Raw genomic sequence first — 21,115 nt, 5'->3', positions numbered from 1 at the left:
TTACTCGGTCATGGAAAATTCGCAAAAGGTAAAAGTATCTGAAAAAATAAAACAAAATCAAGATTATATGAAAGAACATATAGGGATAGGCGTTTCCTTTGACCTAGGTTACCGTAAACTTACTATATTAAAAAAGGAAATCGATATCTATTATTTGACGGGTTTATGTGACACATCAGTAATCGTAGAAATAATGAAAATGTTAGTCGATATAAATGATGTGGAATCAAATCAAAGAAAACTTCCTGAAATTATAGAAAATCGTTTAGTTCACCAGCAAGTGACTAGGGTAAAAGGGATGGATGAGGTCGTTGACCAACTTTTATCCGGTCTTATTGTTATCTTTGTTGATGGGTTAGACGAAGCTTTCGTGGTAGATGTTCGGAAATACCCTGGAAGAGGTCCAAAAGAGCCCGATACTGAAAAAGTGGTAAGAGGTTCAAGAGACGGTTACACAGAGAACATTATTGAAAACACAGCGTTGACCCGAAGAAGAATTAGGGACGAAAGACTTCGCGTGGAAATTATGAAAGTAGGGGAACGCTCGAAAACTGATGTCTGTCTTATGTACTTAAAGGATGTAGCAGATGATGGGCTCGTGGACTTAATAAAAAACGAAATAGAAAACATAGAAATTGATGGAGTATCAATGGCTGAAAAAACAGTCGAGGAATTTTTAGTCAAACAAGGCTACAACCCCTATCCACAAGTTCGTTATACGGAAAGGCCCGATGTAGCTTCGGCACACCTTTTTGAAGGTCATGTCGTGTTGATGGTCGATACATCACCAAGTATGATTATTACACCAACAACTTTTTTCCATCATGTTCAGCATGCCGAAGAATATCGACAATCTCCTGCAGTTGGTACCTTTGTTCGTTGGGCAAGGTTTTTAGGAATTTTTGCCTCTCTCTTTCTACTACCATTGTGGTTAACTTTTGTCATGGATCCCTCTTTATTACCGAAAGGCCTCGAATTTATTGGTCCAAATGAAGAAGGGAACATACCTGTCGTTTTACAAATTATATTAGCTGATATAGGGATTGAATTTATGCGGATGGCAGCGATTCATACACCGACACCATTATCGACTGCCATGGGCTTAATTGCCGCTGTATTAATTGGAGAAATTGCTATACAAGTTGGTCTATTCATGCCTGAAGTTATTTTATATGTAGCACTTAGTGCAATCGGCTCCTTTGCAACCCCAAGTTATGAATTAAGTGTTGCTAATAAGATGTCAAAAGTTTTTCTGGTCATTGTAGTAGCAATTTTTGGAGCAAAAGGGTTAGTGGCAGGCCTAACTGTATGGTTACTTCTCCTTGCTAGCATGAAATCCTTAAATACGCCATATTTATGGCCCTTTATTCCGTTTGATTTAAAGGGCATGATACAAATATTATTTAGAGTTTCTGTGCCATTAACGAAACGACGTCTAAGCGTTACCCATCCTAAAAATAACTATCGCCAACCACCTAGCTAAACGTTGATTGATGGGTTAGTATATGATAAAGTTATTTATTATCTTAACGATTAAAGGTAATGAGGCAGTAACGACTGTCTCATTTCTTTTTTGTACGCTAGTAAATAAAATGTTTTCTAACATAGAAGAGTAAGGGATGGGGTTAAAATGACAGAGAGGATAACAAAAGTAGCAGAAAATTTAAATGTTGGTGGAATCGATACGGTGAAATTAGCAAAAAAGCACGGAACACCACTATTCATATATGACATCAATAAAGTCAGAGAAAACGCCCAAGCTTTTGTTCATACTTTCCAACGATTAGGTGTTAACTCGCAAGTGGCGTATGCAAGTAAAGCTTTTTCTTCCATTGCCATTCTTCAAGTAGTAAAAGAAGAAGGTTTAAGCTTGGATGTCGTCTCGCAAGGTGAACTTCACACTGCACTACAAGCAGGCTTTCCGACAGATCGTATTCATATGCATGGTAATAATAAGAGCATAGAAGAGCTTGAAATGGCCATTGAAAACAAAATCGGCTGTATTGTAGTTGATAATTTTTATGAAATTGAACTTTTAGAACATCTTCTAGAAAAATACAATCATAAAATGTCTGTGCTAATAAGAGTAACACCTGGGATTGAAGCCCATACACATGATTATATTCTTACTGGACAAGAAGATTCTAAGTTTGGTTTTGATCTATCAAATGGTCAAGCGGAGCAAGCTTTAATGAGATTAATGACTAATGAGTATTTTCATGTAGAAGGAATTCATTGTCATATAGGCTCACAAATTTTTGAAACAACTGGTTTTGTGATGGCAGTCAAAAAACTGTTTGATGCAATCGGTAAATGGAATAAAAACCACGGATTTATTCCTGAAGTGTTAAATTTAGGTGGAGGCTTCGGGATAAAATATACAGATGAGGATGAGCCTAGACCTTTAGGTCATTATGTAGAAGCATTAGTTGAAGAAGTAAAGGAACAGGCCAATCAATTGCAAATCCCAATTCCAGAAATCTGGATTGAACCAGGACGAGCGATTGTAGGGGATGCTGGGACTACTTTATATAATATAGGTTCCATCAAAGAAATCCCTGGAGTAAGAAAATACGTTTCAGTGGATGGTGGAATGACCGATAATATTCGTCCAGCACTATACAATGCAAAATATGCTGCAGTAGTGGCGAATAAAGTGAATGAACCACTTGAAGAAACTGTATCTATCGCTGGGAAATGCTGTGAATCAGGAGATATGTTGATTTGGGATTTACAAGTTCCTAAGGTTGAGTCAGGCGACATTCTAGCAGTCTTTTCAACTGGTGCATACGGATATGCGATGGCAAATCATTACAATCGTTTCCCGAAAGCTGCTGTTGTATTTGTAGAAGATGGACAAGATCAACTCGTAGTGAAACGAGAGCAGTATAATGAGTTAACTAGATTAGATTTACCATATGAAAGAGGATAAGAATCGAGGACTAGGGTATGCTATCCCTAGTCCCTTTTTCGTTAATGTACAATCTAGTATCAGAAAAAGAGCACAAAATTATGATCTTTTAGAGGGTTTACAGAAGTAATTAAAGGCTTGATTGGTTTCATTGAAGGTTCGTTTATGAGAATTGCAGGTTCAACGGTAAAAGTGAAGGTTCGGGATGGAAAAATGCAGGCTCACACTAATAATTAGCAAATTAATTGAATGTTTGCACTGTATTACTTTTTGATTTCTTTTGCAAAAAAAGATATGATAAAACTGATTTACATATAAAGGAGTGTTTCTGAATGAGCAAAAAAGGATATATCATAATGGAATCAGGAGATAAAATTGAATTTGATTTATTTCCTAATGAAGCACCGGGTACAGTTAGTAATTTTGAAAAATTAGCAAACGAAGGTTTTTATGACGGCCTTAACTTCCATCGTGTCATTCCAGGCTTTGTAAGCCAAGGTGGATGTCCAACTGGAACAGGTACTGGTTCAGCTGGCTATACGATTAAATGTGAAACAGAAGGAAATCCACATCGCCACAAAGAGGGAGCACTCTCTATGGCTCACGCTGGGAAAGATACTGGTTCTTGTCAATTTTTCATTGTTCATGAGCCACAACCACATCTTGATGGTGTGCACACAGTATTTGGACAAGTTACTTCTGGAATTGAAGCGGCTAAAAAGATGTCCAATGGCGATGTAATGAAAGAATTAAAAGTTTTTGATGCAGAATAATTTTTGAAAAAAGAGAGTTTAACGACTCTCTTTTTAATTTATAAATCCTTACTCCTTAATGACCAATGGTTTATACACATAGAAGATTTTTGTGATAAAGTAAAGACAGGAATAAGATTTAAGGGAGATTATATGGAGATATTCGTTGTATTTCTTTTTTTGTTTGCTCCTATTTCCATTATTCTTCATGAAATAGGACATGCAGTTTCAGCTTGGTTTTTAAGGGCAGATCATATTAATTTTTCAATAGGTTTAGGGAAAAGGATCTATGTAAAAAGAAGTAGAAAAGTACAATTAATTGTACACGGGCTTTATTTTCTAGGAGGCCAAGTATCTAGTGAAAGAAAAGTAACTTTTAACCCATGGGAAAAGGTTTTTATTTCATTAGGCGGCCCGATAGTTAGTGGGGTTGTTTCCGTAGTTCTTTTTTTCTCGGGTTTCGTTCATACTAAGTTAATAATGTTGTTTTTTTTATTTAATGTGTGGCTATTTATCATCAACTTAATTCCATTTCGAGTAGGCCATAGGAAATCTGATGGATATGTTTGTTTAGAAGAAATTATTCAAATGATTCGCCTGCGCAAGTAAAGATAATAAGTACATAACCGCTTTAAATATTTGCATTCTCTTTTAAACTATTTATAATAAGATAGGGTAAATTGTTGGAACTGGTATAGGGGGCAGTGTTGTGAGAAAGAAAAACATTATTTTATTTATTGTTCTTTTCGTATTAAGTCTTATTTGGGGTTTTATTTATTGGGCGTATATTGCCTAAAATGCTTGAATAACACAAAATGGGCAAAAGAAATGCAATATCTCATAAAATAAATGAAATAGGAAGTAATTTTTAGGCTATAATGGTAACAATGACGATTAAAATTTTTTTCATAGTAGAGTCCCTTAAGGGTTTCTGGTATGAAATAGTTATTATAATGAGGGATTGAAATGTTAGTACGATATAAAAAAAGTTTAGAAAAAATAGCTATGGGTTTGCTATCTTTTATGCCTGATGAAAAAGATGTTAAACGTTTACAGCAAACCATTAAAGAATATGAGGAAAATCCTAATTGGCATTTGTTCTTATGGAAAGAAGAAGACATTCTGGGGTCCATAGGAGTGAGAATGGAAGATGAAAAAAAAGCGGTTATTCAACACGTTTCAGTAAATCCTTCTCACCGAAATCAAGGATTAGGACGTAAAATGATTCAAGGTGTTAAAGATTTATATGGCAATGAGTATGTGATTTGCGCAAATGAAAAGACAGAGTCTTTTGTTCAAAAATGCGAAAGCTAATCACAGCATAAGTAGAGGTTGAATCATTTAATGATTCAACCTCTTTTTATTATTACCGTTCCCGTAGTTTATGTTTGTGAATAAGAAATTCATCGTTAAGGTTGCTTTTGGATTCGAATTGGCATCCCCATTTTTTACACTTTTCTTGAACGAGCGCTTTTAGTTTGGCATCGTTTATTGGTAAGTTAATACTTTCATAAGGTTTATGCTGAATTATTTTTTCTTGTATTTCGTCGAGTAATTCAAATAATGACTGTCTTTGTAGTCCGAAATTTGCTTCTATAAGGTCACGATGTTTATGAAACTTATCTTGACTTTTCTTTATTAAACGTATGCCACCTAAGTAGTTCCCACGCCGGTGATGGTATAATGCTACGGCTAATTGAATAAAGGCCACCCAAATAGAATCCCTTTCTAATGGTATTTCCTTTTTCCAATGCTCTTCTAAAATTTCATGACATTCAAAATAATCTCTAGTTCCTAATAAATGAGCTAAATAATCTATGTATGCAGAATCATACATTCGTTAAACTCCTTATTTTATTAATTTAATCTTTAGTGTAACATATAAGTATATTATTATAATGAATGAAAATACGTAAAATGGAAATGGTTAAGGGAATTTTTGCATATAAAAGGACGCCAAGCATAATGCTTAGCGCCCGGTGAGCAATTTAGTATGCACCATATCCCCAAGTTGCTCCAACAATAATTAGCAAAATAAACAATACAACGATTAGCGCGAAACCTCCGCCATAACCGTAAGCTGCACCCATGTAAAAGACCTCCTTCTTAAAAGTTGAGATATCTTTTTTCCTTTTAACTTCTTACGATAATATACTATGAAGTTATGTAATCGTTGTATAGGCGTATATAAGAGATTCATGAAATTTATTAGTTTAAGAGAGGAATTAAGTCATGGGAGAAGCTTATAGAGTGAAAGTTGAAGCTTTTGAAGGCCCTTTAGATCTGTTACTACATTTAATAAACCGATACGAAATTGACATTTATGATATTCCTATGTCTCAAATAACAGAGCAGTATATGGCCTATATTCAAACAATGCAACAACTGGAGTTGGATATCGCTAGTGAATATTTAGTAATGGCTGCAACATTATTGGCAATCAAAAGTCATATGCTACTTCCAAGTCCTGAGCTTGATGTGGAAGATGATGAGTATGAAGAGGACCCGAGAGAAGAATTAATGAGACGATTAATTGAGTATCGTAAATTTAAAGAAGCTGCTCAAGGGTTAAAAGAAAGAGAATTAGATACAAATCAAATTTATACGAGACCTAGATCGAACCTAGAACAATTTGAAAACAGTAGGTCTCCTTTTCAAAATAACGGGGAAGTAACGATATTCGATATGTTAGGGGCACTTCAAAAGCTCTTCCAAAGAAAAAAATGGGAGCAACCCTTGGAGACAAGAATTCATCGACAAGAAATTCCAATACAGGAAAGAATGGATCAAATAATGGACCAAATAGCCAAGTCGAAAAATCGGGTTGTGCTGTTTCAGGAATTGTTTCCATATCCTGTTCGCTCACATATCGTTGTTACGTTCATTGCCATTTTGGAACTAATGAAAAGCAAAAAAGTTACCTGTGACCAGAAAGAAAATTTCTCTGATATCGTCATATATCAAATGGAGGATTAATATGGAATTAAAGAAGTATAAAGCTGTTACAGAAGGATTGCTATTTGCATCAGGAGAAGAAGGGTTAAGTAATAAACAGCTAAGCAAAATATTAGAAATAGATATTTCAACGGTTGCTATGATCATTGATGAATTAAAATATGATTATGAACATGAGCAACGGGGTATAACCATTATGCAGTCTGCTGATTATTTTCACTTAACAACAAAACCAGAACACGCAGAATATTATGAGCGTTTAGTTCAATCTCCTGCTTCTAGCCGTCTTTCACAGGCAGCACTAGAAACGTTAGCTATAATAGCTTATAAACAACCAATTACCCGAACGGAGATAGAGGATATTAGAGGGGTTAATAGCGATGGTCCAGTGCAAACGTTGTTGTCAAGATCGTTAATTCAGGAAGCTGGTAGGAAAGATTCAAGTGGAAGGCCGGTTCTCTTTACGACAAGCACACAATTTTTAACGTTTTTCGGGTTAACTACCATTGATGAACTACCACCTTTACCAGAAGATTTCATCGACGACCAACTGGAAAAAGAAGCAGATTTGTTTTTTGAAAAAAAGTAAAAATTGATTGAAAAAAAGCTTATACATACTGACCTTAGTAAAAAAACAATTCATGTGGTCATTATGATAATATAAAAGCAAATTACGAATGATAGGAGGAGGGGGCTTGGAAGTAAAAGCTTTCGTAGGGTATCAATTGGAAAAATCAGTTCCGACGTCACCAGAAGATTCTTTTGTTAGGTCAGAGGTTGCCTATTTTGATGAAGGTAAAGAAAAAGAATTTCATTTAGTATACTTAGATTACTTTCACACAAAAATAGAAACATTTTCACCCTATATAGAAGATCCTATTTTTAACATAGGTGAGAAAGGGGTTTTCTTCAAAGATATCGCTTCACTAGCTGCCCTTGTGAGTAATCCTGAATTAAAACAACAAAAAAGAGTATATGTACACGATCTTGAAGATTTCGAAGCTTTATTTGAACAAACAGATTGGGAAAAAGTACAAAAATTAACGATGACAATATCACAAAAAACACCTAAATTAAAAAGTGAAAGCTAAAGGAATAAATCACCACTTTGATTTATTTTTACTGAGGAGGACAAAATCGTGAGTAATACAGTAGTTGAGCTTCAAATGCAAGATGTAAAACAGTTCCTTAGTAATACAGTTAATGAACTAAGTGATTACTTAAACAGTCATTCGCTTGACATTCTCTTGGATGAGAACGGTAGTAAGAAGGAAGATTATTATGAAAAACTGTTAAAATCTTTAAGACGTTTAGAGGTATTTTGCTCTGATGCACTTGATGCCGTTAGTATTATTGTGAAGTCAGAACCATTTCGTAAATCAGCTGCAGAACAAACATTGTATCGAATTTACCACAAATGTATTTTGGAATTCTTTTCACCAAAAGATGACATATGGTATGAGGATAGCCGTGCAGCATACACAGGGAAGAATTCAATCTGCTTTCATGAGACGCCTCCTGAATCTTTTCAACGTTTGCTAACGAGCTTAGAAAAAGAATTTCAACAAGTCCGGGAAGAGCTAGACTATTACGAAACAGATTATCAAACAAAAATGGTTATGCAAAATAATGAAGCATCCTCTTCTAAATAAAGAAGAGGGTGCTTTTTTTCACATTTATATTTGCCTAGGCATAATATGAGCCGAGGTGATAAGAATGAATGTACACACGGAACAATATCTTCATGCGCTGATAAACTGGGCAGATGAAGTTCAACAAAAACTATCTCATTCCCATAGAGAATTTCAGCTTCCTTATTGGCGGGAAATAGACAATTGGAAAAATGATATTCAAGCGAAGATAGATGACAAACAAGAGCTGACTCAAGAAGAAATGTATCGCGTCAAAGAAGATGGAGAGCAAATTCTACAAACTATTCTTGCAAATCGAAAAGGTAAAAATACAAAGAGAATAGGTGTGGGAGAACATCAATTACCACCCCTCCCATATGCTTATGATGCATTAGAACCATACATTTCTAAAGAAATTATGCGGCTGCATCATGATAAACATCACAAAAGCTATGTAGAAGGACTAAATAATGCTGAAAAAATGATTCAAAAGTGGACTGCATCTCAAAACAAACAAATGTTAAGACATTGGATGAGAGAACAGTCATTTAATGGAAGTGGGCACTTTCTTCACACGATTTTTTGGAACAATATGTCTCCGAATGGTGGTGGAACTCCAAAAGGGCAATTAATGAGTAAAATTAAAGAGGATTTCTCCAGTTTTGACGCCTTTAAAAAGCTATTTACCAATGCTGCTCAGTCTGTTCAAGGAACTGGTTGGGCAATGTTAGTTTGGGAGTTACAATCAGGTAGACTGGCTGTACAGACAGTTGAAAAACATAATATGTATGCCTTATGGGATGTCATTCCTTTGCTCGTTTTAGATGTTTGGGAGCACGCATATTATTTGCAGTATGAAACAGATCGAAATAAATATGTGGAAAACTGGTGGAATGTTGTAAATTGGGATAACGTAAATGATAGATTCAACAGAGCACAAACATTAACTTGGTTATAGATAAAATAGTGGGTGGACTAACAAATATAACTGTTAGTCCTTTTTGTATGTATAAAAATTTCATAACAGCGACAGTTTTAGGAACTCTTTTATCATAAGCCCGTCCTCCATGCATAAAATTAGTACAAACATCAGGAAATAGGAAATGGAGGATTCTTTGTGAAAACGGTCAAGACAATTCTCATTATGACTTGTGTTCTAGCTCTACTATTAACGATGTACCCTTTACACGCTTCTGCTGCTCCAGGCGTATCTGCAAACAATGCAGTCCTTATGGAATATGAGTCTGGACGAGTTTTATACGATAAAGGTGGACATGAACAGAGAAGCATCGCTAGTATTACAAAAATTATGACAGCTATTGTAGCCATTGAATCTGGAAAATTAGAAGAAGAAGTAACTGTTAGTGATAGAGCTTCACGAACAGAAGGCTCGTCTATTTATTTAAAACCAGGGGATAAAATGAAGCTAAAGGACCTTGTCTATGGACTCATGCTTCGTTCTGGAAATGATTCAGCAGTGGCTATTGCTGAACATGTTGGAGGAAGTGTGGAAGGTTTTACCCATCTTATGAACGAAAAAGCAACTTGGATTGGAATGGAAAAATCTAGCTTCTCTAATCCACATGGGTTAGAAGGAGAAGGGCATTATTCTACAGCGTATGATATGGCATTATTAACGAGATATGCAATGAATAATAAAACGTTTGTAAAAATCTTCGGAACCGAAAAATACAAGGCAGAAACAGTGCAGTATCCTTGGAGAAATAAAAATAAACTTTTAACCCGTTATTATAAATATTGTACTGGTGGGAAAACAGGGTTTACTCGTAAAGCAGGAAGAACACTTGTGACAACTGCTGAAAAAGACGGCATGAAATTAATTGCTGTTACATTAAACGCATCTGATGATTGGAATGATCATTCAAACTTGTTTAACTGGGGATTCAATTCCTATGATTTAGAACGGATTAAGAAAGAAGGTGAAATCCAAATTCCACTACCTGACGGAAAGACCATTTCAGGAGAAATTTTGAACGAAGTCATTCTCCCTCTATCTAAATCAGAATTAAAAAAAGTAGAAAATAAAATCTACATAAAAGAGGATCTACAACTTATCAAAGACAGTATTATTGGGAAACAAGTGTATCAAGTAGATGGTCAAGTTTTAGCAGAAAGAAATATTTATCATGAGCCAGCACCACCGAAGAAAGAAAGCTTTATGGATAAGGTCAAACAGATCTTTCATCATATAAGTGGGGTTATATAATGGTTAATCTAATATGGGTATTTCTTGCAGCGACAGGAATTATATACGCCATGTTTAATGGGACAATGCAAGATGTGAATGAGGCAATCTTCAATAGTGCAGATGATGCTGTTATGTTAGCCATTGGATTAATTAGTGTTCTCGTTTTTTGGATTGGGATGATGAAAATTGCTGAAGAAGCAGGCTTGTTAAGGGGATTGTCAAAGCTATTTAGACCACTTTTTAAACGAATTTTTCCCGAAGTACCTCCTGACCATCCAGCTATGGGCTATATATTATCTAACTTTTCAGCTAATTTATTCGGTCTAGGAAACGCAGCTACTCCGATGGGGATTAAAGCGATGAACGAGATGAAAAAATTAAATAATAACTCCACGGAAGCTTCACGATCCATGATTACATTTTTAGCTTTAAATACATCAAGCGTAACGTTAATACCTACAACCGTTATCGCCATTCGCATGCAATACGATTCCGTTACCCCGACTGCGATTGTAGGAACTACTATCATTGCAACACTGATATCGACTATCGGAGCATTATGTATTGATCGCCTCTTCTATTATCGTAGAATATGGAGGAATGAAAAATGAGTATCATAACGACTATTAGTACATGGATCATTCCTCTAATTATTTTGCTCGTACTTTTAGCGGGAACCATTAAGAAAGTTCCAACATATGAAACATTTGTGGAAGGGGGAAAGGAAGGCGTACAAATGGCAATATCCCTCCTTCCTTTTTTGTTAGGTATGATGGTTTCCATCGCCATTTTTCGCTCATCTGGAGCAATGGAGGGATTTGTTGAATTTTTAGCTCCAGTTTTGCAAACACTGGGAGTACCGGCTGATATTGTTCCTTTAGCAGTCGTTAGACCAGTATCTGGTACAGCAGCATTAGCGGTAACGACTGATTTAATAAAAGAATTCGGGCCAGATAGTTTTATTGGGAACTTGGCTTCCACAATGCAAGGCAGTACGGATACGACATTATATATTTTAACCGTCTATTTTGGTGCTGTTGGAATAAGAAAAATGGGAGATGCACTAAAAGTTGGACTGTTAGCTGATCTTATTGGTATAATAGCGTCGATTATAGTTTGTACTTACGTATTTGGTTCTTAAAAAGCGTTAACTTTGGTTAACGCTTTTTACCATATAGAACGACCTTTTTTAAAGTGATACAATTTGTAAACATTACAAATAGTCTCACTTTATCATTAACTAAATCTTGTTGGCAGGTGAAATAATAATGGAACAAAATGTTGAACGATTACAAAAGGCTATAGCAAAAAGTGGTTATACTTCAAGACGTAAAGCAGAAGAATTAATAGTAGAAGGTAAGGTAACAGTTAACGGAAAAGTCGTCAAGGAATTAGGAACAAAAGTGAAACCTGATGACAAAATCGAAGTAAATGGTGTTCCGCTAGAAAACGAGGAACCAATTTACATTTTGTTGTACAAGCCTAGAGGCGTAATCTCAAGTGTACAGGATGAGCGAAACAGAAAAGTGGTAACAGATTTACTACCGGAAGTGAAAGAACGCATTTTTCCTATTGGGCGTTTAGATTATGACACTTCAGGTCTATTACTACTAACGAATGACGGAGAGTTCGCCCAAATGCTTATGCATCCTAAGCATCAAATAGATAAAGTGTACGTTGTAAAAGTAAAGGGCATTCCAACTCCTGAAGAATTAAAGTTACTACGTAAAGGAATTAAAGAAAACGGAGAAGTGTTGAAATCCGTACGTCAGCGTATTTTATCTACTGATCGAAAGAAAAACAAAGCTATTATTGAAATAACATTGCATGAAGGGAAAAACCGTCAAATTAGAAGAATGATGGAATCACTTGGATATCCAGTTGAAAAATTAAAAAGAGAAAGATATGGTTTTTTACATTTGCATGGGTTGAATGCTGGGGAACACAGAATTCTTTCTCCACATGAAGTAAAACAATTAAAATTACTTGCTCAAAAAATTGTTGAATAATTTTCAAATTTAAACGCAAAGCCAAGTGGTATAATGAACGAGGGAGTGGTATGAATGGCAAATAAGAAACAAAAACGATTAATTTTTAGAACAATCGTTTTACTTATATTACTTGGTGCAGTTGTTTTTGCCCTTGTTACCAATTTAAATAACGATAACGAGGTATTAGAAGAAGGGCAACTAGCAAAAAACTTTGAATTAGCACAAATAGGTGCAAATAATACTTTTAATTTGCATGATGATTTCAAAGGAAAAGGTGTTATGCTTAACTTCTGGGCTACTTATTGTGAACCATGTAAAGACGAAATGCCTTATATGGAACAACTATATCCAAAATTTAAAGAAAAAGGAGTCGAAATATTAGCTGTAAGCTTAGACTCCACTACATTAGTAATTGAAAATTTTATGAAAAAAAATAATTTAACATTTCCTATCGTTCATGATAAAAGAGGAGAAGTTATGGATGCCTACAACATTGTTCCTATTCCAACTACTTACTTTATTCATCCTGATGGAACAATTGCGAGAATTGTGGAGGGGCCTTTAACACTGTCTAACCTGGAAAGTTACTTAAACGAAATCGTTCCGGATAGTTAAAATATATAGAAATGAGTGTTTTTGCATGCAACGTATTAAGTGTGAATGCGGACATGTTAATCCAGAGGGTACGGTTCTCTGTGAAGCATGTGGTAAGCCAATCGAACAAAATCAGCATATTGATGGCAATGAAAATAAAAAACTATTAAACATGAGATATGAAGGTAGTGCAAGACGTTCCAAAACATATAATAAATCAATAGTAGATAAAATTTGGAATTTCTTCTCATCAGTTAAAGTTGGTGTTTGGTTAATTATTTTAACATTAATTGCATCTGCTGTTGGTACGATATTTCCACAAGAAATGTACATACCACCTGGTGTGAATCCTGCGGAACATTATAAAGATTCCTACGGTCTATTTGGTCAAATATACTACCAATTAGGCTTTCATAATTTATTTAGTTCCTGGTGGTACATGATTTTAGTTGCTTCAATCGGTGTATCACTAGTTATTTGTAGTATTGATAGGGTTGTACCATTGTATCGTGCATTGAAAAAACAAAGAGCAAAACGTCACGATGTGTTTATCCAAAGACAGCGCCTGTTTGGAGAAACGAAAAATGCTACAAGTGAAGATATACAAAAATTAGTAGAGCAACTGAAGAAAAAAAACTATAAAGTTACAGAAGATAATGGTCACTATCTTGCTGAAAAAGGTAGATTTTCAAGATGGGGTCCTTATGTAAACCATATCGGACTTATAATTATTTTATTAGCTGCTATGTTACGTTCGTTACCTTTTATGTATGTAGAGGATTATGTTTGGGTTCGGGAGGGCGAAACTAAGGTCATTCCGCAAACCGAACAACAATACTATATAAAAAATGAAGACTTTATATTTGAAGTATATGACGAAAATGATGAAAGATTCGCGGAAGCTATTAAAAGAAATGGAGAAATGGTTCCAAGTAACTTTCAAACAAATGCGGTTATTTACAAAGTAGATGGAGATACAATTCCAGGACAAGACCCTGAACTTACAGAAGTTAAGTCTGGAGAAATTATAGTCAATAAACCTTTGAAAATAGAAGATATTGATATTAGTTTATATCAAGCAAGTTATCAATTGAATGAATTTCAATCGATGTCCTTTAAATTACATGTAAAGGACGATGCAGAAGAGAATGCAATTGGAGAGTTTACATTTGATATGCAAAACCCTCAGTCAGAGTATGACTTGGGGAACGGATACAAGGCAGTAGTGGACGAATACTATCCAGAATTTTACATGGAAAACGGAATCCCAGCGTCTAAATCTAAATATCCTAGGGATCCTGCCTTCATTTTCTTCGTGTATGGCCCTGATATAGAAAAGTATGAAGTGAACTTCCTTGCCATTGGAGCTAATTTAAACCCATCAGAGGACAACAAATATAAACTTAGTCTAACCGGTTTGGATATGAGAGATGTAACGGGGTTAACAGTCAAAAGAGATCACACACTTCCTTATTTTGCAGTAGGTGCCATTATCTTTATGATTGGAGTAGTACAAGGAATGTACTGGTACCATCGTAGAATTTGGATACATCCTACTAAGGATGGTGTCTGGATAGCTGCACATACCAACAAAAACTGGTTTGGTATTAAAAAAGATCTAGAAAAAATGCTAGAAGAAAATAATATAGAAATGCCGAAAGATCAACAACAATTAGAGTAATAAGGTTCCTAGGCTAAGGAGGATTATAGATGAATGATTTTTATACAATAAGTAGTAACTTTTTATATGCTTCGTTTATGATTTATTTAATTGCAACTATCTTTTTTGCTGCAACAATTCGAGACAAAAGAAAAGAGCATAAAGAGTCAAAAGCAGGAGCAATTGGGATATCCTTGACCATTATCGGATTTATATCCCAAATTGGTTATTTTGTTTTTCGATGGATAGCTAGCGGACATGCTCCTGTAAGTAATCTATTTGAATACACGACGTTCTTTGGAATGATGCTTGTATTTGCTTTTATCATTATTTACTTTATTTACAGAATTACTATTTTAGGCGTATTCACGCTGCCAGTTGCTTTACTCATTATCGGTTATGCAAGTATGTTCCCAAGAGAGCTGTCTCCTTTGGTTCCATCTTTAAAATCGCACTGGTTATATATACATGTAACAACCGTTTCGTTAGGAGAGGCTATCTTAGCAGTTAGTTTCGTAGCGGGTTTAATCTACTTAATTCGTCAAATTGATCAATCTGTGAAAAGTAAAAAAACATTTTGGTTAGAGTTTGTTATGTATTCTTTATTATGTGTTATCGCGTTTATTATTCTTACGAGTACATTTAGAGCAATGGACTACCAAGTTGTATTTGAAAAAACAGAAGCAGGGCAAACATACACAACAGAATATCACTTGCCTCCAATTACGTCACCAAATGATATGATCATGACAACACCGGATAGAATGAACCCATTGTTTGAAACACCTGGTTGGATGCAAGGTGTAGATGCTGGAAGAAAATTCAACACTCTACTTTGGTCATTACTAGGTGGACTTGCATTATATGGACTAGCAAGATTAATCTTACGAAAACGAATCGGGGCAGCTATTCAGCCATTATTAGAAAAGGTAAATCCTGATGTAGTAGACGAGGTTACTTACCGGGCTGTAGCTATCGGTTTCCCAGTCTTTACACTAGGAGGATTAATTTTTGCAGCTATATGGGCACAAGAAGCCTGGGATCGCTTTTGGGGATGGGATCCGAAAGAAGTTTGGGCACTTATTACCTTTTTGTTTTATGCAGGCTTTTTACATTTGCGTTTATCGAGAGGTTGGCATGGCGAGAAATCGGCTTGGCTTGCGGTAATAGGTTTTGCGATTATAATGTTCAACTTAATTGTAGTAAATCTTGTACTAGTTGGGCTACATTCTTATGCTTAAAACAATCACATTTTGTAGGTTAGGGTTAATAGTATAAAGGGGGTTTCTCTATGGAAAAGGAAGCAAGAATATTAGTTGTAGATGATGAAGAAAGAATTCGTAGACTCTTAAAAATGTATTTAGTACGCGAGAATTTTGACATTGATGAAGCGGAAGATGGTATTACTGCCTTACAAAAGGCGTTAGATGAGGATTATGATCTAATATTGCTTGATTTGATGATGCCAGGAATGGATGGAGAAGAGGTTTGTACGAAGCTTCGTGAACAAAAAGCTACCCCGGTAATTATGCTTACTGCTAAAGGGGAAGAATCAAATCGAGTACAAGGATTTGAAGTAGGTGCGGATGACTATATTGTTAAACCTTTTAGCCCTAGAGAAGTTGTATTACGTATTAAGGCATTGTTAAGACGTTCATCTTCAACTAAATTTTTACAAACATCGACGAAAGCTAGTGACGTTCTAGTGTTTCCTCACTTATCAATCGATAAGGAAGCGCATCGCGTATTGGCCGATGATAAAGTCGTAAGCTTAACACCGAAGGAATATGAACTGTTACATTTCCTAGCCAAATCACCAGATAAAGTATTTGCACGTGAAGAGTTATTAAAAGAGGTGTGGAACTATGAGTTCTTTGGTGATTTAAGAACAGTAGATACTCACGTGAAAAGATTACGTGAAAAGCTAACAAAAGTATCAAAGGATGCTGCCAAAATGATCGTTACGGTTTGGGGTGTGGGATACAAGTTTGAGGTTGGGAAAGAGTAATGTTTTGGAGAAGTGTTGTAGTAAAACTATGGTTTACTATCTTGCTCTTTTTCACCTTTGTTTTACTTACTCTTACAATATTATTATTGCAATTCTTTGAGAATTTTCATGAACAAGAGGCAGAGGCAGATTTAATGCAAACTGCTAGTAAAGTAAAATATCTCGTAGAAGAATATGAAGAACGGCACCTGTTAACCCATACAATCGAACAAGTAATGGATCCTTCAAGTCGAGTCGTCATTGTATTTGATGAGGAAGATTATTGGATCTCTAAAAGTGAGGATACCGAGCTTGCAAAAATAGAACTGGAATGGTTTTATTCCGATGTTGACTTATCTGGTGTATTGAAGCATGAAGGAACGATTAAGAAAAAGACAGAACTGCCTAATACAAACAACGATATACTAATTGTGGGACAACCACTTGCAGATCAGCTAGGTGCTGTGTTTGTCTACCAATCTTTAGATATTGTAAAAGAAACAACTTCTGAAACGACAAAATTAATTATTTTAGCTGCAGGTATTGCTATTGTATTAACAACCTTTTTTGCGTTCTTTTTATCTACTAGGATCACTTCACCTTTGATTAAAATGAGGAAAGCGGCACTAGAATTAGCAAAAGGAGAGTTTCATACAAAGGTACCAATACTGACCCATGATGAAATTGGAGAATTAGCAATTGCGTTTAATCGAATGGGAAGGCAATTAAAGTTCCATATTCATGCATTAAACCAAGAGAAGGAACAGCTTACTAGTATTTTGCTTTCCATGGCGGATGGAGTTATTACTTTAAATAGGAATGGTGAAATACTCGTTACGAATCCTCCTGCTGAGCGTTTTTTACAATTTCTACACTTTGAAGTAACCGATGAAAAGCTAGTTCTACCAGAAGAATTAAAAGAAACGTTAAAACAAGCTATTACAGAAGAACAAGAAGTAATGAAGGAATTAAGTCATCAAGGTAGAAACTATGTGGTGATTATGTCTCCGCTATATGATCAATCATACGTTAGGGGAGCAGTTGCGGTCATCCGGGACATGACGGAAGAAAGACAAATGGACAAGCTTAGAAAAGATTTTATTGCAAACGTATCACATGAGTTGCGTACCCCAATTTCCATGTTACAAGGATACAGCGAAGCAATTGTTGATGATATAGCAGAAACCAAAGAAGAAAAAAATGAGCTTGCAAGTATTATTTATGATGAATCCCTACGCATGGGGAGACTAGTTAATGAACTACTTGATCTAGCGAGAATGGAAGCAGGGCATATTCAACTTCATGTTATGGATGTTGAGTTAGAGCCTTATTTGAAAAAAATTGTAAAGAAATTTTATGGTGTTGCCAATGAAAGAGGTATCACGTTAAAATATGACTTTCATTTTGAAGAGGACATTGCAAGCTTTGACCCAGACCGCATAGAACAAGTGTTAACGAATTTAATTGATAATGCGATTCGACATACTTCAGAAGGCGGTACAGTCACCTTATTAGTGGAAGAGACAAATGATATGATTAACTTCCATGTAAAGGATTCTGGGTCAGGAATTGAAGAGGACGATTTGCCATTTGTGTTTGAACGTTTTTATAAAGCCGACAAATCAAGAGCAAAAAGAACTGGTGGCTCAGGAACAGGGTTAGGTTTGGCTATAGCTAAAAATATTGTTCATGCCCATAAAGGTACAATTGAAGTGCATAGTAAGAAAAATGAAGGGACAACCTTTGTGTTTCATTTGCCAAAAAGTATCAAAATATAGAGTAATATAGAGTATTGTGGAGTTTTTTATTGTTTCATATGAAAAATTAAATATTTTAGTATAAAACCTTTGTCATCTTAAAAATGACAAAGGTTTTTTTCATTAAATGTATGATAGAATATGGTTTAGAAAATCAATTCGTATATTGTAACCTTTTTAAGGACTAAACGACAAATATAAAGAACGGGAGGCTCTCAGATGAAAGAAGTCTTTCAAGAACTCTATCATAAATATCATCATGATGTTTTTCAGTTTTTGTTTTATATGGTTAAAGATCGTTCCTTGGCCGAAGATCTCGTTCAGGAAGTATATGTAAAAGTCTTGAAATCATATGATAAATTTAAGGGAGAAAGCACGGAAAAAACGTGGTTATTTTCCATCGCAAGACATGTTGCAATTGACCATTTTCGCAAACAAAAAAGAAAACGTAAAAGAATAGCGGATTCATTTGATTGGCAAGAAAATGGAGATATGTTTCGTGATGAAGGAAAACTTCCAGATGAAATCACGATACAAAATGAAGATGTAAAGCATATGTATAACTGCCTCAATAAATGTACAATTGATCAACAATCTGTCCTTATATTGCGGTATATCCAATCTTTATCCATACAGGAAACGGCAGATATATTAGATTGGAGTGTTAGTAAGGTGAAAACCACGCAACATAGAGCAATGAAAGCATTAAAAGACTTCATGCTAGAAAACGGGGAGGGCATGGAAAGTGAAGCAAAATAAAAATTACAATGATGAAAAAATAAAATCATTATTGAAACAAATGCCCCAAGTTGAGGATCATCAGGATGCCGATGATTTATTTCATAAAATTTCTTTGCAGCTCTCTAATGAAAAAAGTGTTAAAAAAGAGAGAAGGATTGGTTGGATTATTCCATCAATGGCAACAGCTGTTGCTGCGATCATCTTTATGTTCATAGTAGGGCCTTTTTCGTCACCAAATGATAACTATGAACTAATGAGTGATAGTGCGCTTGACACAGGCCAGCCTGAAAGTATGTCAGGACTTACAAGTGAAGAAGCAGAACTTCTTCCACCTGAAAATACAGAAGAACATGGAATTGCTACAGTTGAAGAATCTTCCATGCATTCATCCAGGGCTGTTTATAAAGAAAATTCACAACTCGATTACTTTACTTTGTATGTAACGGATAAAAGTAATATAGAGTATCTTATTCCTTTAGCTTTTCCTTACTCAAATCCAGATGATATAGAACATATTTTGAATAATGTTCATGATTATATCCATCCAGAGCATTGGGGAATAGATGCAACCTTGTATGACAATATATCTTTTAGCTTATTACCTGACCATAAACAAGTTGTGGTAACAGTAGGGGATACTTTTATTGAAGTTGCAGGGTCTTCTAGGGAAAGTGCATTAATAGATGCGCTTCATAATACGTTTAGACCACTAGGATATGAAACGATAGACTTTAATCAAACAAACAATACAAAAGTTAACTTTTCGCATATAGGCAGTGTCGACATTGATCCAATTCCTGCAACAGGGTCTAATTATAGCTATAAATTGTATCAAAAAAATGAAGAGACACCTATATGGTTAGTTCCAGTTCCTGTAGAGGAAACAAATGTGGAAGAAGCCATTTGGAATTTACAGGTGTTGCAAGATAATGAACAGTTATTACGTCCTTCTATTCCAAAAGAAGTGGTAATTGAAGACATTCAAACAATTGGAAATGAAGGTGTTCATATTACCTTTGCAGAATCGACAAACGTTTATAATTCACAAGAATTAACCTATATGATTGATGCTATTTTAATGACAATAAAGTCTTATGGTTACCAATACGTGCAATTCTTAAATGGTGATGACGCTCAAATAGGTCCGTATCATTTATTAGAAAAAATTAAGGTACCTGATACAGTGAATGATATAACTTACGTTAATTAACAAAGCTGGCATGGATATCCATGCCAGTTTTTTATATCGTGATTACCAACATAACTGTTCCTAATCAGGAAACGAACCTAGGAATCCATAAGCAAATGATAGGTTATACAACATATTCATGATAAAATAATATTAATTAAGTAGAGGGTTGGTGGTTATATGGATCGACACACACTAATCACACACATTTCAGCTAAACTAAAATTATTACGTGTGGAATCTGGCTATACACAGGATGACATGGCCTTTGTTCTCGGCGTTTCTAAAAAAACACTTGTTCAAATAGAAAAAGGAAGAGCAAATGCTAATTGGACGACAGTTGTAGCAATTGCTGTATTATTTAGAGACAGTGAAATTCTACGGCACTATTTAGGGGAAGATATTGTGGAAGTAATAGAGACAATTGCTCATGAGAAAGTTTTAGGAAAAATACACATTCCTATCAATAAAGATATTTGGATAAATGTTGATGTTAAAGATAATTTTATTCTGCAACAACACAAATTAAGTAATCATTTCCGTATTGTTAACCAACAAAATATAAGAATTTTGAGCACGATACATAAAGATATTGCTATGGATGCATTTGATAGTCTTGCATAAAAAAAAGGAGGCCCTTGTTTTGAACTGTAACCCGGAAAGCGGACACTGATAAAAAGTGCCCTTTCCGGGTTTTTGTGTTTCAATATAATTAATAAAAATGGCCGGAGGACTATC

Annotated in this window: 24 protein-coding genes; 22 read left to right on the top strand and 2 right to left on the bottom strand. The window is 35.2% G+C overall.

What is annotated here, in order from left to right; translation table 11 throughout:
- The first annotated feature begins 10 nt into the window (after positions 1-10).
- The 5 genes from HNQ94_RS18700 (at position 11) to HNQ94_RS18680 (ending at position 4,977) form a co-directional block, all read left to right on the top strand.
- Complete coding sequence (locus tag HNQ94_RS18700; RefSeq protein ID WP_174497771.1) at positions 11-1,483, top strand: spore germination protein; 1,473 nt, start codon at positions 11-13, stop codon at positions 1,481-1,483.
- Between the two features lie 147 nt (positions 1,484-1,630).
- The gene (lysA, locus tag HNQ94_RS18695; RefSeq protein ID WP_174497770.1) at positions 1,631-2,932 is read left to right on the top strand and encodes a diaminopimelate decarboxylase; all 1,302 of its coding nucleotides are present in this window, start codon (positions 1,631-1,633) and stop codon (positions 2,930-2,932) included.
- Between the two features lie 311 nt (positions 2,933-3,243).
- Positions 3,244-3,684 (top strand): peptidylprolyl isomerase, encoded by a 441-nt coding sequence (locus tag HNQ94_RS18690; RefSeq protein ID WP_174497769.1) that lies wholly within the window; start codon positions 3,244-3,246, stop codon positions 3,682-3,684.
- A gap of 132 nt (positions 3,685-3,816) precedes the next feature.
- Complete coding sequence (locus HNQ94_RS18685; protein ID WP_174497768.1) at positions 3,817-4,272, top strand: site-2 protease family protein; 456 nt, start codon at positions 3,817-3,819, stop codon at positions 4,270-4,272.
- Positions 4,273-4,629: 357 nt separating this feature from the next.
- Positions 4,630-4,977 (top strand): GNAT family N-acetyltransferase, encoded by a 348-nt coding sequence (locus tag HNQ94_RS18680; RefSeq protein WP_174497767.1) that lies wholly within the window; start codon positions 4,630-4,632, stop codon positions 4,975-4,977.
- Between the two features lie 52 nt (positions 4,978-5,029).
- On the opposite strand, the gene HNQ94_RS18675 is transcribed toward HNQ94_RS18680, so the two are convergent.
- Together HNQ94_RS18675 and HNQ94_RS18670 are read right to left on the bottom strand one after the other, a co-directional pair.
- Positions 5,030-5,500, bottom strand: coding sequence for a DUF309 domain-containing protein (locus HNQ94_RS18675; RefSeq protein ID WP_174497766.1), 471 nt, complete (start codon positions 5,498-5,500; stop codon positions 5,030-5,032).
- A 151-nt stretch (positions 5,501-5,651) separates the two neighbouring features.
- Positions 5,652-5,753 (bottom strand): YjcZ family sporulation protein, encoded by a 102-nt coding sequence (locus HNQ94_RS18670; protein ID WP_174497765.1) that lies wholly within the window; start codon positions 5,751-5,753, stop codon positions 5,652-5,654.
- A gap of 142 nt (positions 5,754-5,895) precedes the next feature.
- On the opposite strand from HNQ94_RS18670, the gene HNQ94_RS18665 reads away from it, so the two are divergent.
- The 17 genes from HNQ94_RS18665 to HNQ94_RS18585 all read left to right on the top strand — a co-directional run bounded on the left by HNQ94_RS18665 (position 5,896) and on the right by HNQ94_RS18585 (position 21,001).
- Entirely contained in the window at positions 5,896-6,639 is a 744-nt protein-coding gene (locus HNQ94_RS18665) for a segregation/condensation protein A (protein ID WP_174497764.1), read from the top strand.
- 1 nt (position 6,640) lies between these two features.
- Positions 6,641-7,207, top strand: a complete 567-nt coding sequence (scpB, locus tag HNQ94_RS18660) for an SMC-Scp complex subunit ScpB (protein WP_174497763.1) — start codon at positions 6,641-6,643, stop codon at positions 7,205-7,207.
- A 106-nt stretch (positions 7,208-7,313) separates the two neighbouring features.
- A complete protein-coding gene (locus HNQ94_RS18655) occupies positions 7,314-7,709 on the top strand; it encodes a hypothetical protein (RefSeq protein ID WP_174497762.1) in 396 nt (131 codons plus the stop codon).
- 48 nt (positions 7,710-7,757) lie between these two features.
- Positions 7,758-8,270 carry a DUF3907 family protein gene (locus HNQ94_RS18650; protein WP_174497761.1) on the top strand — a complete coding sequence of 171 codons (513 nt, stop codon included), beginning with the start codon at positions 7,758-7,760 and terminating at the stop codon, positions 8,268-8,270.
- A gap of 64 nt (positions 8,271-8,334) precedes the next feature.
- Entirely contained in the window at positions 8,335-9,207 is an 873-nt protein-coding gene (locus HNQ94_RS18645) for a superoxide dismutase (protein WP_174497760.1), read from the top strand.
- A 186-nt stretch (positions 9,208-9,393) separates the two neighbouring features.
- Positions 9,394-10,476, top strand: a complete 1,083-nt coding sequence (locus tag HNQ94_RS18640; protein ID WP_174497800.1) for a D-alanyl-D-alanine carboxypeptidase family protein — start codon at positions 9,394-9,396, stop codon at positions 10,474-10,476.
- Complete coding sequence (locus tag HNQ94_RS18635) at positions 10,476-11,069, top strand: nucleoside recognition domain-containing protein (protein WP_174497759.1); 594 nt, start codon at positions 10,476-10,478, stop codon at positions 11,067-11,069. Before HNQ94_RS18640 ends, HNQ94_RS18635 begins: the two co-directional genes overlap by 1 nt.
- Positions 11,066-11,599 (top strand): spore maturation protein, encoded by a 534-nt coding sequence (locus tag HNQ94_RS18630; protein ID WP_174497758.1) that lies wholly within the window; start codon positions 11,066-11,068, stop codon positions 11,597-11,599. The genes HNQ94_RS18635 and HNQ94_RS18630 overlap by 4 nt, the downstream gene beginning before the upstream one ends.
- 127 nt (positions 11,600-11,726) lie before the next feature.
- Positions 11,727-12,467: a pseudouridine synthase gene (locus HNQ94_RS18625; RefSeq protein WP_174497757.1), complete on the top strand. Its 741-nt coding sequence runs from the start codon at positions 11,727-11,729 to the stop codon at positions 12,465-12,467.
- Positions 12,468-12,521: 54 nt separating this feature from the next.
- Positions 12,522-13,064 (top strand): thiol-disulfide oxidoreductase ResA, encoded by a 543-nt coding sequence (resA, locus tag HNQ94_RS18620; protein WP_174497756.1) that lies wholly within the window; start codon positions 12,522-12,524, stop codon positions 13,062-13,064.
- 25 nt (positions 13,065-13,089) lie between these two features.
- Positions 13,090-14,724: a cytochrome c biogenesis protein ResB gene (gene resB / locus HNQ94_RS18615; RefSeq protein WP_174497755.1), complete on the top strand. Its 1,635-nt coding sequence runs from the start codon at positions 13,090-13,092 to the stop codon at positions 14,722-14,724.
- Between the two features lie 29 nt (positions 14,725-14,753).
- Positions 14,754-15,944, top strand: a complete 1,191-nt coding sequence (gene ccsB / locus HNQ94_RS18610) for a c-type cytochrome biogenesis protein CcsB (RefSeq protein WP_174497754.1) — start codon at positions 14,754-14,756, stop codon at positions 15,942-15,944.
- A 50-nt stretch (positions 15,945-15,994) separates the two neighbouring features.
- Positions 15,995-16,711 (top strand): response regulator transcription factor, encoded by a 717-nt coding sequence (locus HNQ94_RS18605; protein WP_174497753.1) that lies wholly within the window; start codon positions 15,995-15,997, stop codon positions 16,709-16,711.
- Positions 16,711-18,468: an ATP-binding protein gene (locus HNQ94_RS18600; RefSeq protein WP_174497752.1), complete on the top strand. Its 1,758-nt coding sequence runs from the start codon at positions 16,711-16,713 to the stop codon at positions 18,466-18,468. Before HNQ94_RS18605 ends, HNQ94_RS18600 begins: the two co-directional genes overlap by 1 nt.
- A 198-nt stretch (positions 18,469-18,666) precedes the next feature.
- Entirely contained in the window at positions 18,667-19,206 is a 540-nt protein-coding gene (gene sigX / locus HNQ94_RS18595) for an RNA polymerase sigma factor SigX (RefSeq protein ID WP_174497751.1), read from the top strand.
- Positions 19,193-20,398 carry a GerMN domain-containing protein gene (locus HNQ94_RS18590; protein ID WP_174497750.1) on the top strand — a complete coding sequence of 402 codons (1,206 nt, stop codon included), beginning with the start codon at positions 19,193-19,195 and terminating at the stop codon, positions 20,396-20,398. Before sigX ends, HNQ94_RS18590 begins: the two co-directional genes overlap by 14 nt.
- Positions 20,399-20,557: 159 nt before the next feature.
- Positions 20,558-21,001, top strand: coding sequence for a helix-turn-helix transcriptional regulator (locus HNQ94_RS18585; RefSeq protein ID WP_174497749.1), 444 nt, complete (start codon positions 20,558-20,560; stop codon positions 20,999-21,001).
- Positions 21,002-21,115 lie beyond the last annotated feature (114 nt).

It is taken from the genome of Salirhabdus euzebyi, from assembly GCF_014207435.1.
Taxonomy (GTDB): Bacteria; Bacillota; Bacilli; order Bacillales; family Alkalibacillaceae; genus Salirhabdus; species Salirhabdus euzebyi.
Note: the sequence above shows the minus strand (reverse complement) of the source record. Positions and strands in the feature narration are given on the sequence as shown.

Excerpts from the sequence above, each read along its gene's own strand:
- lysA (WP_174497770.1), top strand. The coding sequence starts at position 1,631 with ATGACAGAGAGGATAACAAAAGTAGCAGAAAATTTAAATGTTGGTGGA.
- HNQ94_RS18605 (WP_174497753.1), top strand. The coding sequence starts at position 15,995 with ATGGAAAAGGAAGCAAGAATATTAGTTGTAGATGATGAAGAAAGAATT.
- resA (WP_174497756.1), top strand. The coding sequence starts at position 12,522 with ATGGCAAATAAGAAACAAAAACGATTAATTTTTAGAACAATCGTTTTA.
- ccsB (WP_174497754.1), top strand. The coding sequence starts at position 14,754 with ATGAATGATTTTTATACAATAAGTAGTAACTTTTTATATGCTTCGTTT.
- HNQ94_RS18680 (WP_174497767.1), top strand. The coding sequence starts at position 4,630 with ATGTTAGTACGATATAAAAAAAGTTTAGAAAAAATAGCTATGGGTTTG.
- HNQ94_RS18685 (WP_174497768.1), top strand. The coding sequence starts at position 3,817 with ATGGAGATATTCGTTGTATTTCTTTTTTTGTTTGCTCCTATTTCCATT.
- HNQ94_RS18700 (WP_174497771.1), top strand. The coding sequence starts at position 11 with ATGGAAAATTCGCAAAAGGTAAAAGTATCTGAAAAAATAAAACAAAAT.
- resB (WP_174497755.1), top strand. The coding sequence starts at position 13,090 with ATGCAACGTATTAAGTGTGAATGCGGACATGTTAATCCAGAGGGTACG.
- HNQ94_RS18645 (WP_174497760.1), top strand. The coding sequence starts at position 8,335 with ATGAATGTACACACGGAACAATATCTTCATGCGCTGATAAACTGGGCA.
- HNQ94_RS18600 (WP_174497752.1), top strand. The coding sequence starts at position 16,711 with ATGTTTTGGAGAAGTGTTGTAGTAAAACTATGGTTTACTATCTTGCTC.
- HNQ94_RS18690 (WP_174497769.1), top strand. The coding sequence starts at position 3,244 with ATGAGCAAAAAAGGATATATCATAATGGAATCAGGAGATAAAATTGAA.
- HNQ94_RS18585 (WP_174497749.1), top strand. The coding sequence starts at position 20,558 with ATGGATCGACACACACTAATCACACACATTTCAGCTAAACTAAAATTA.
- HNQ94_RS18630 (WP_174497758.1), top strand. The coding sequence starts at position 11,066 with ATGAGTATCATAACGACTATTAGTACATGGATCATTCCTCTAATTATT.
- HNQ94_RS18665 (WP_174497764.1), top strand. The coding sequence starts at position 5,896 with ATGGGAGAAGCTTATAGAGTGAAAGTTGAAGCTTTTGAAGGCCCTTTA.
- HNQ94_RS18675 (WP_174497766.1), bottom strand. The coding sequence starts at position 5,500 with ATGTATGATTCTGCATACATAGATTATTTAGCTCATTTATTAGGAACT.
- HNQ94_RS18635 (WP_174497759.1), top strand. The coding sequence starts at position 10,476 with ATGGTTAATCTAATATGGGTATTTCTTGCAGCGACAGGAATTATATAC.
- sigX (WP_174497751.1), top strand. The coding sequence starts at position 18,667 with ATGAAAGAAGTCTTTCAAGAACTCTATCATAAATATCATCATGATGTT.
- HNQ94_RS18640 (WP_174497800.1), top strand. The coding sequence starts at position 9,394 with ATGACTTGTGTTCTAGCTCTACTATTAACGATGTACCCTTTACACGCT.
- HNQ94_RS18670 (WP_174497765.1), bottom strand. The coding sequence starts at position 5,753 with ATGGGTGCAGCTTACGGTTATGGCGGAGGTTTCGCGCTAATCGTTGTA.
- HNQ94_RS18625 (WP_174497757.1), top strand. The coding sequence starts at position 11,727 with ATGGAACAAAATGTTGAACGATTACAAAAGGCTATAGCAAAAAGTGGT.
- scpB (WP_174497763.1), top strand. The coding sequence starts at position 6,641 with ATGGAATTAAAGAAGTATAAAGCTGTTACAGAAGGATTGCTATTTGCA.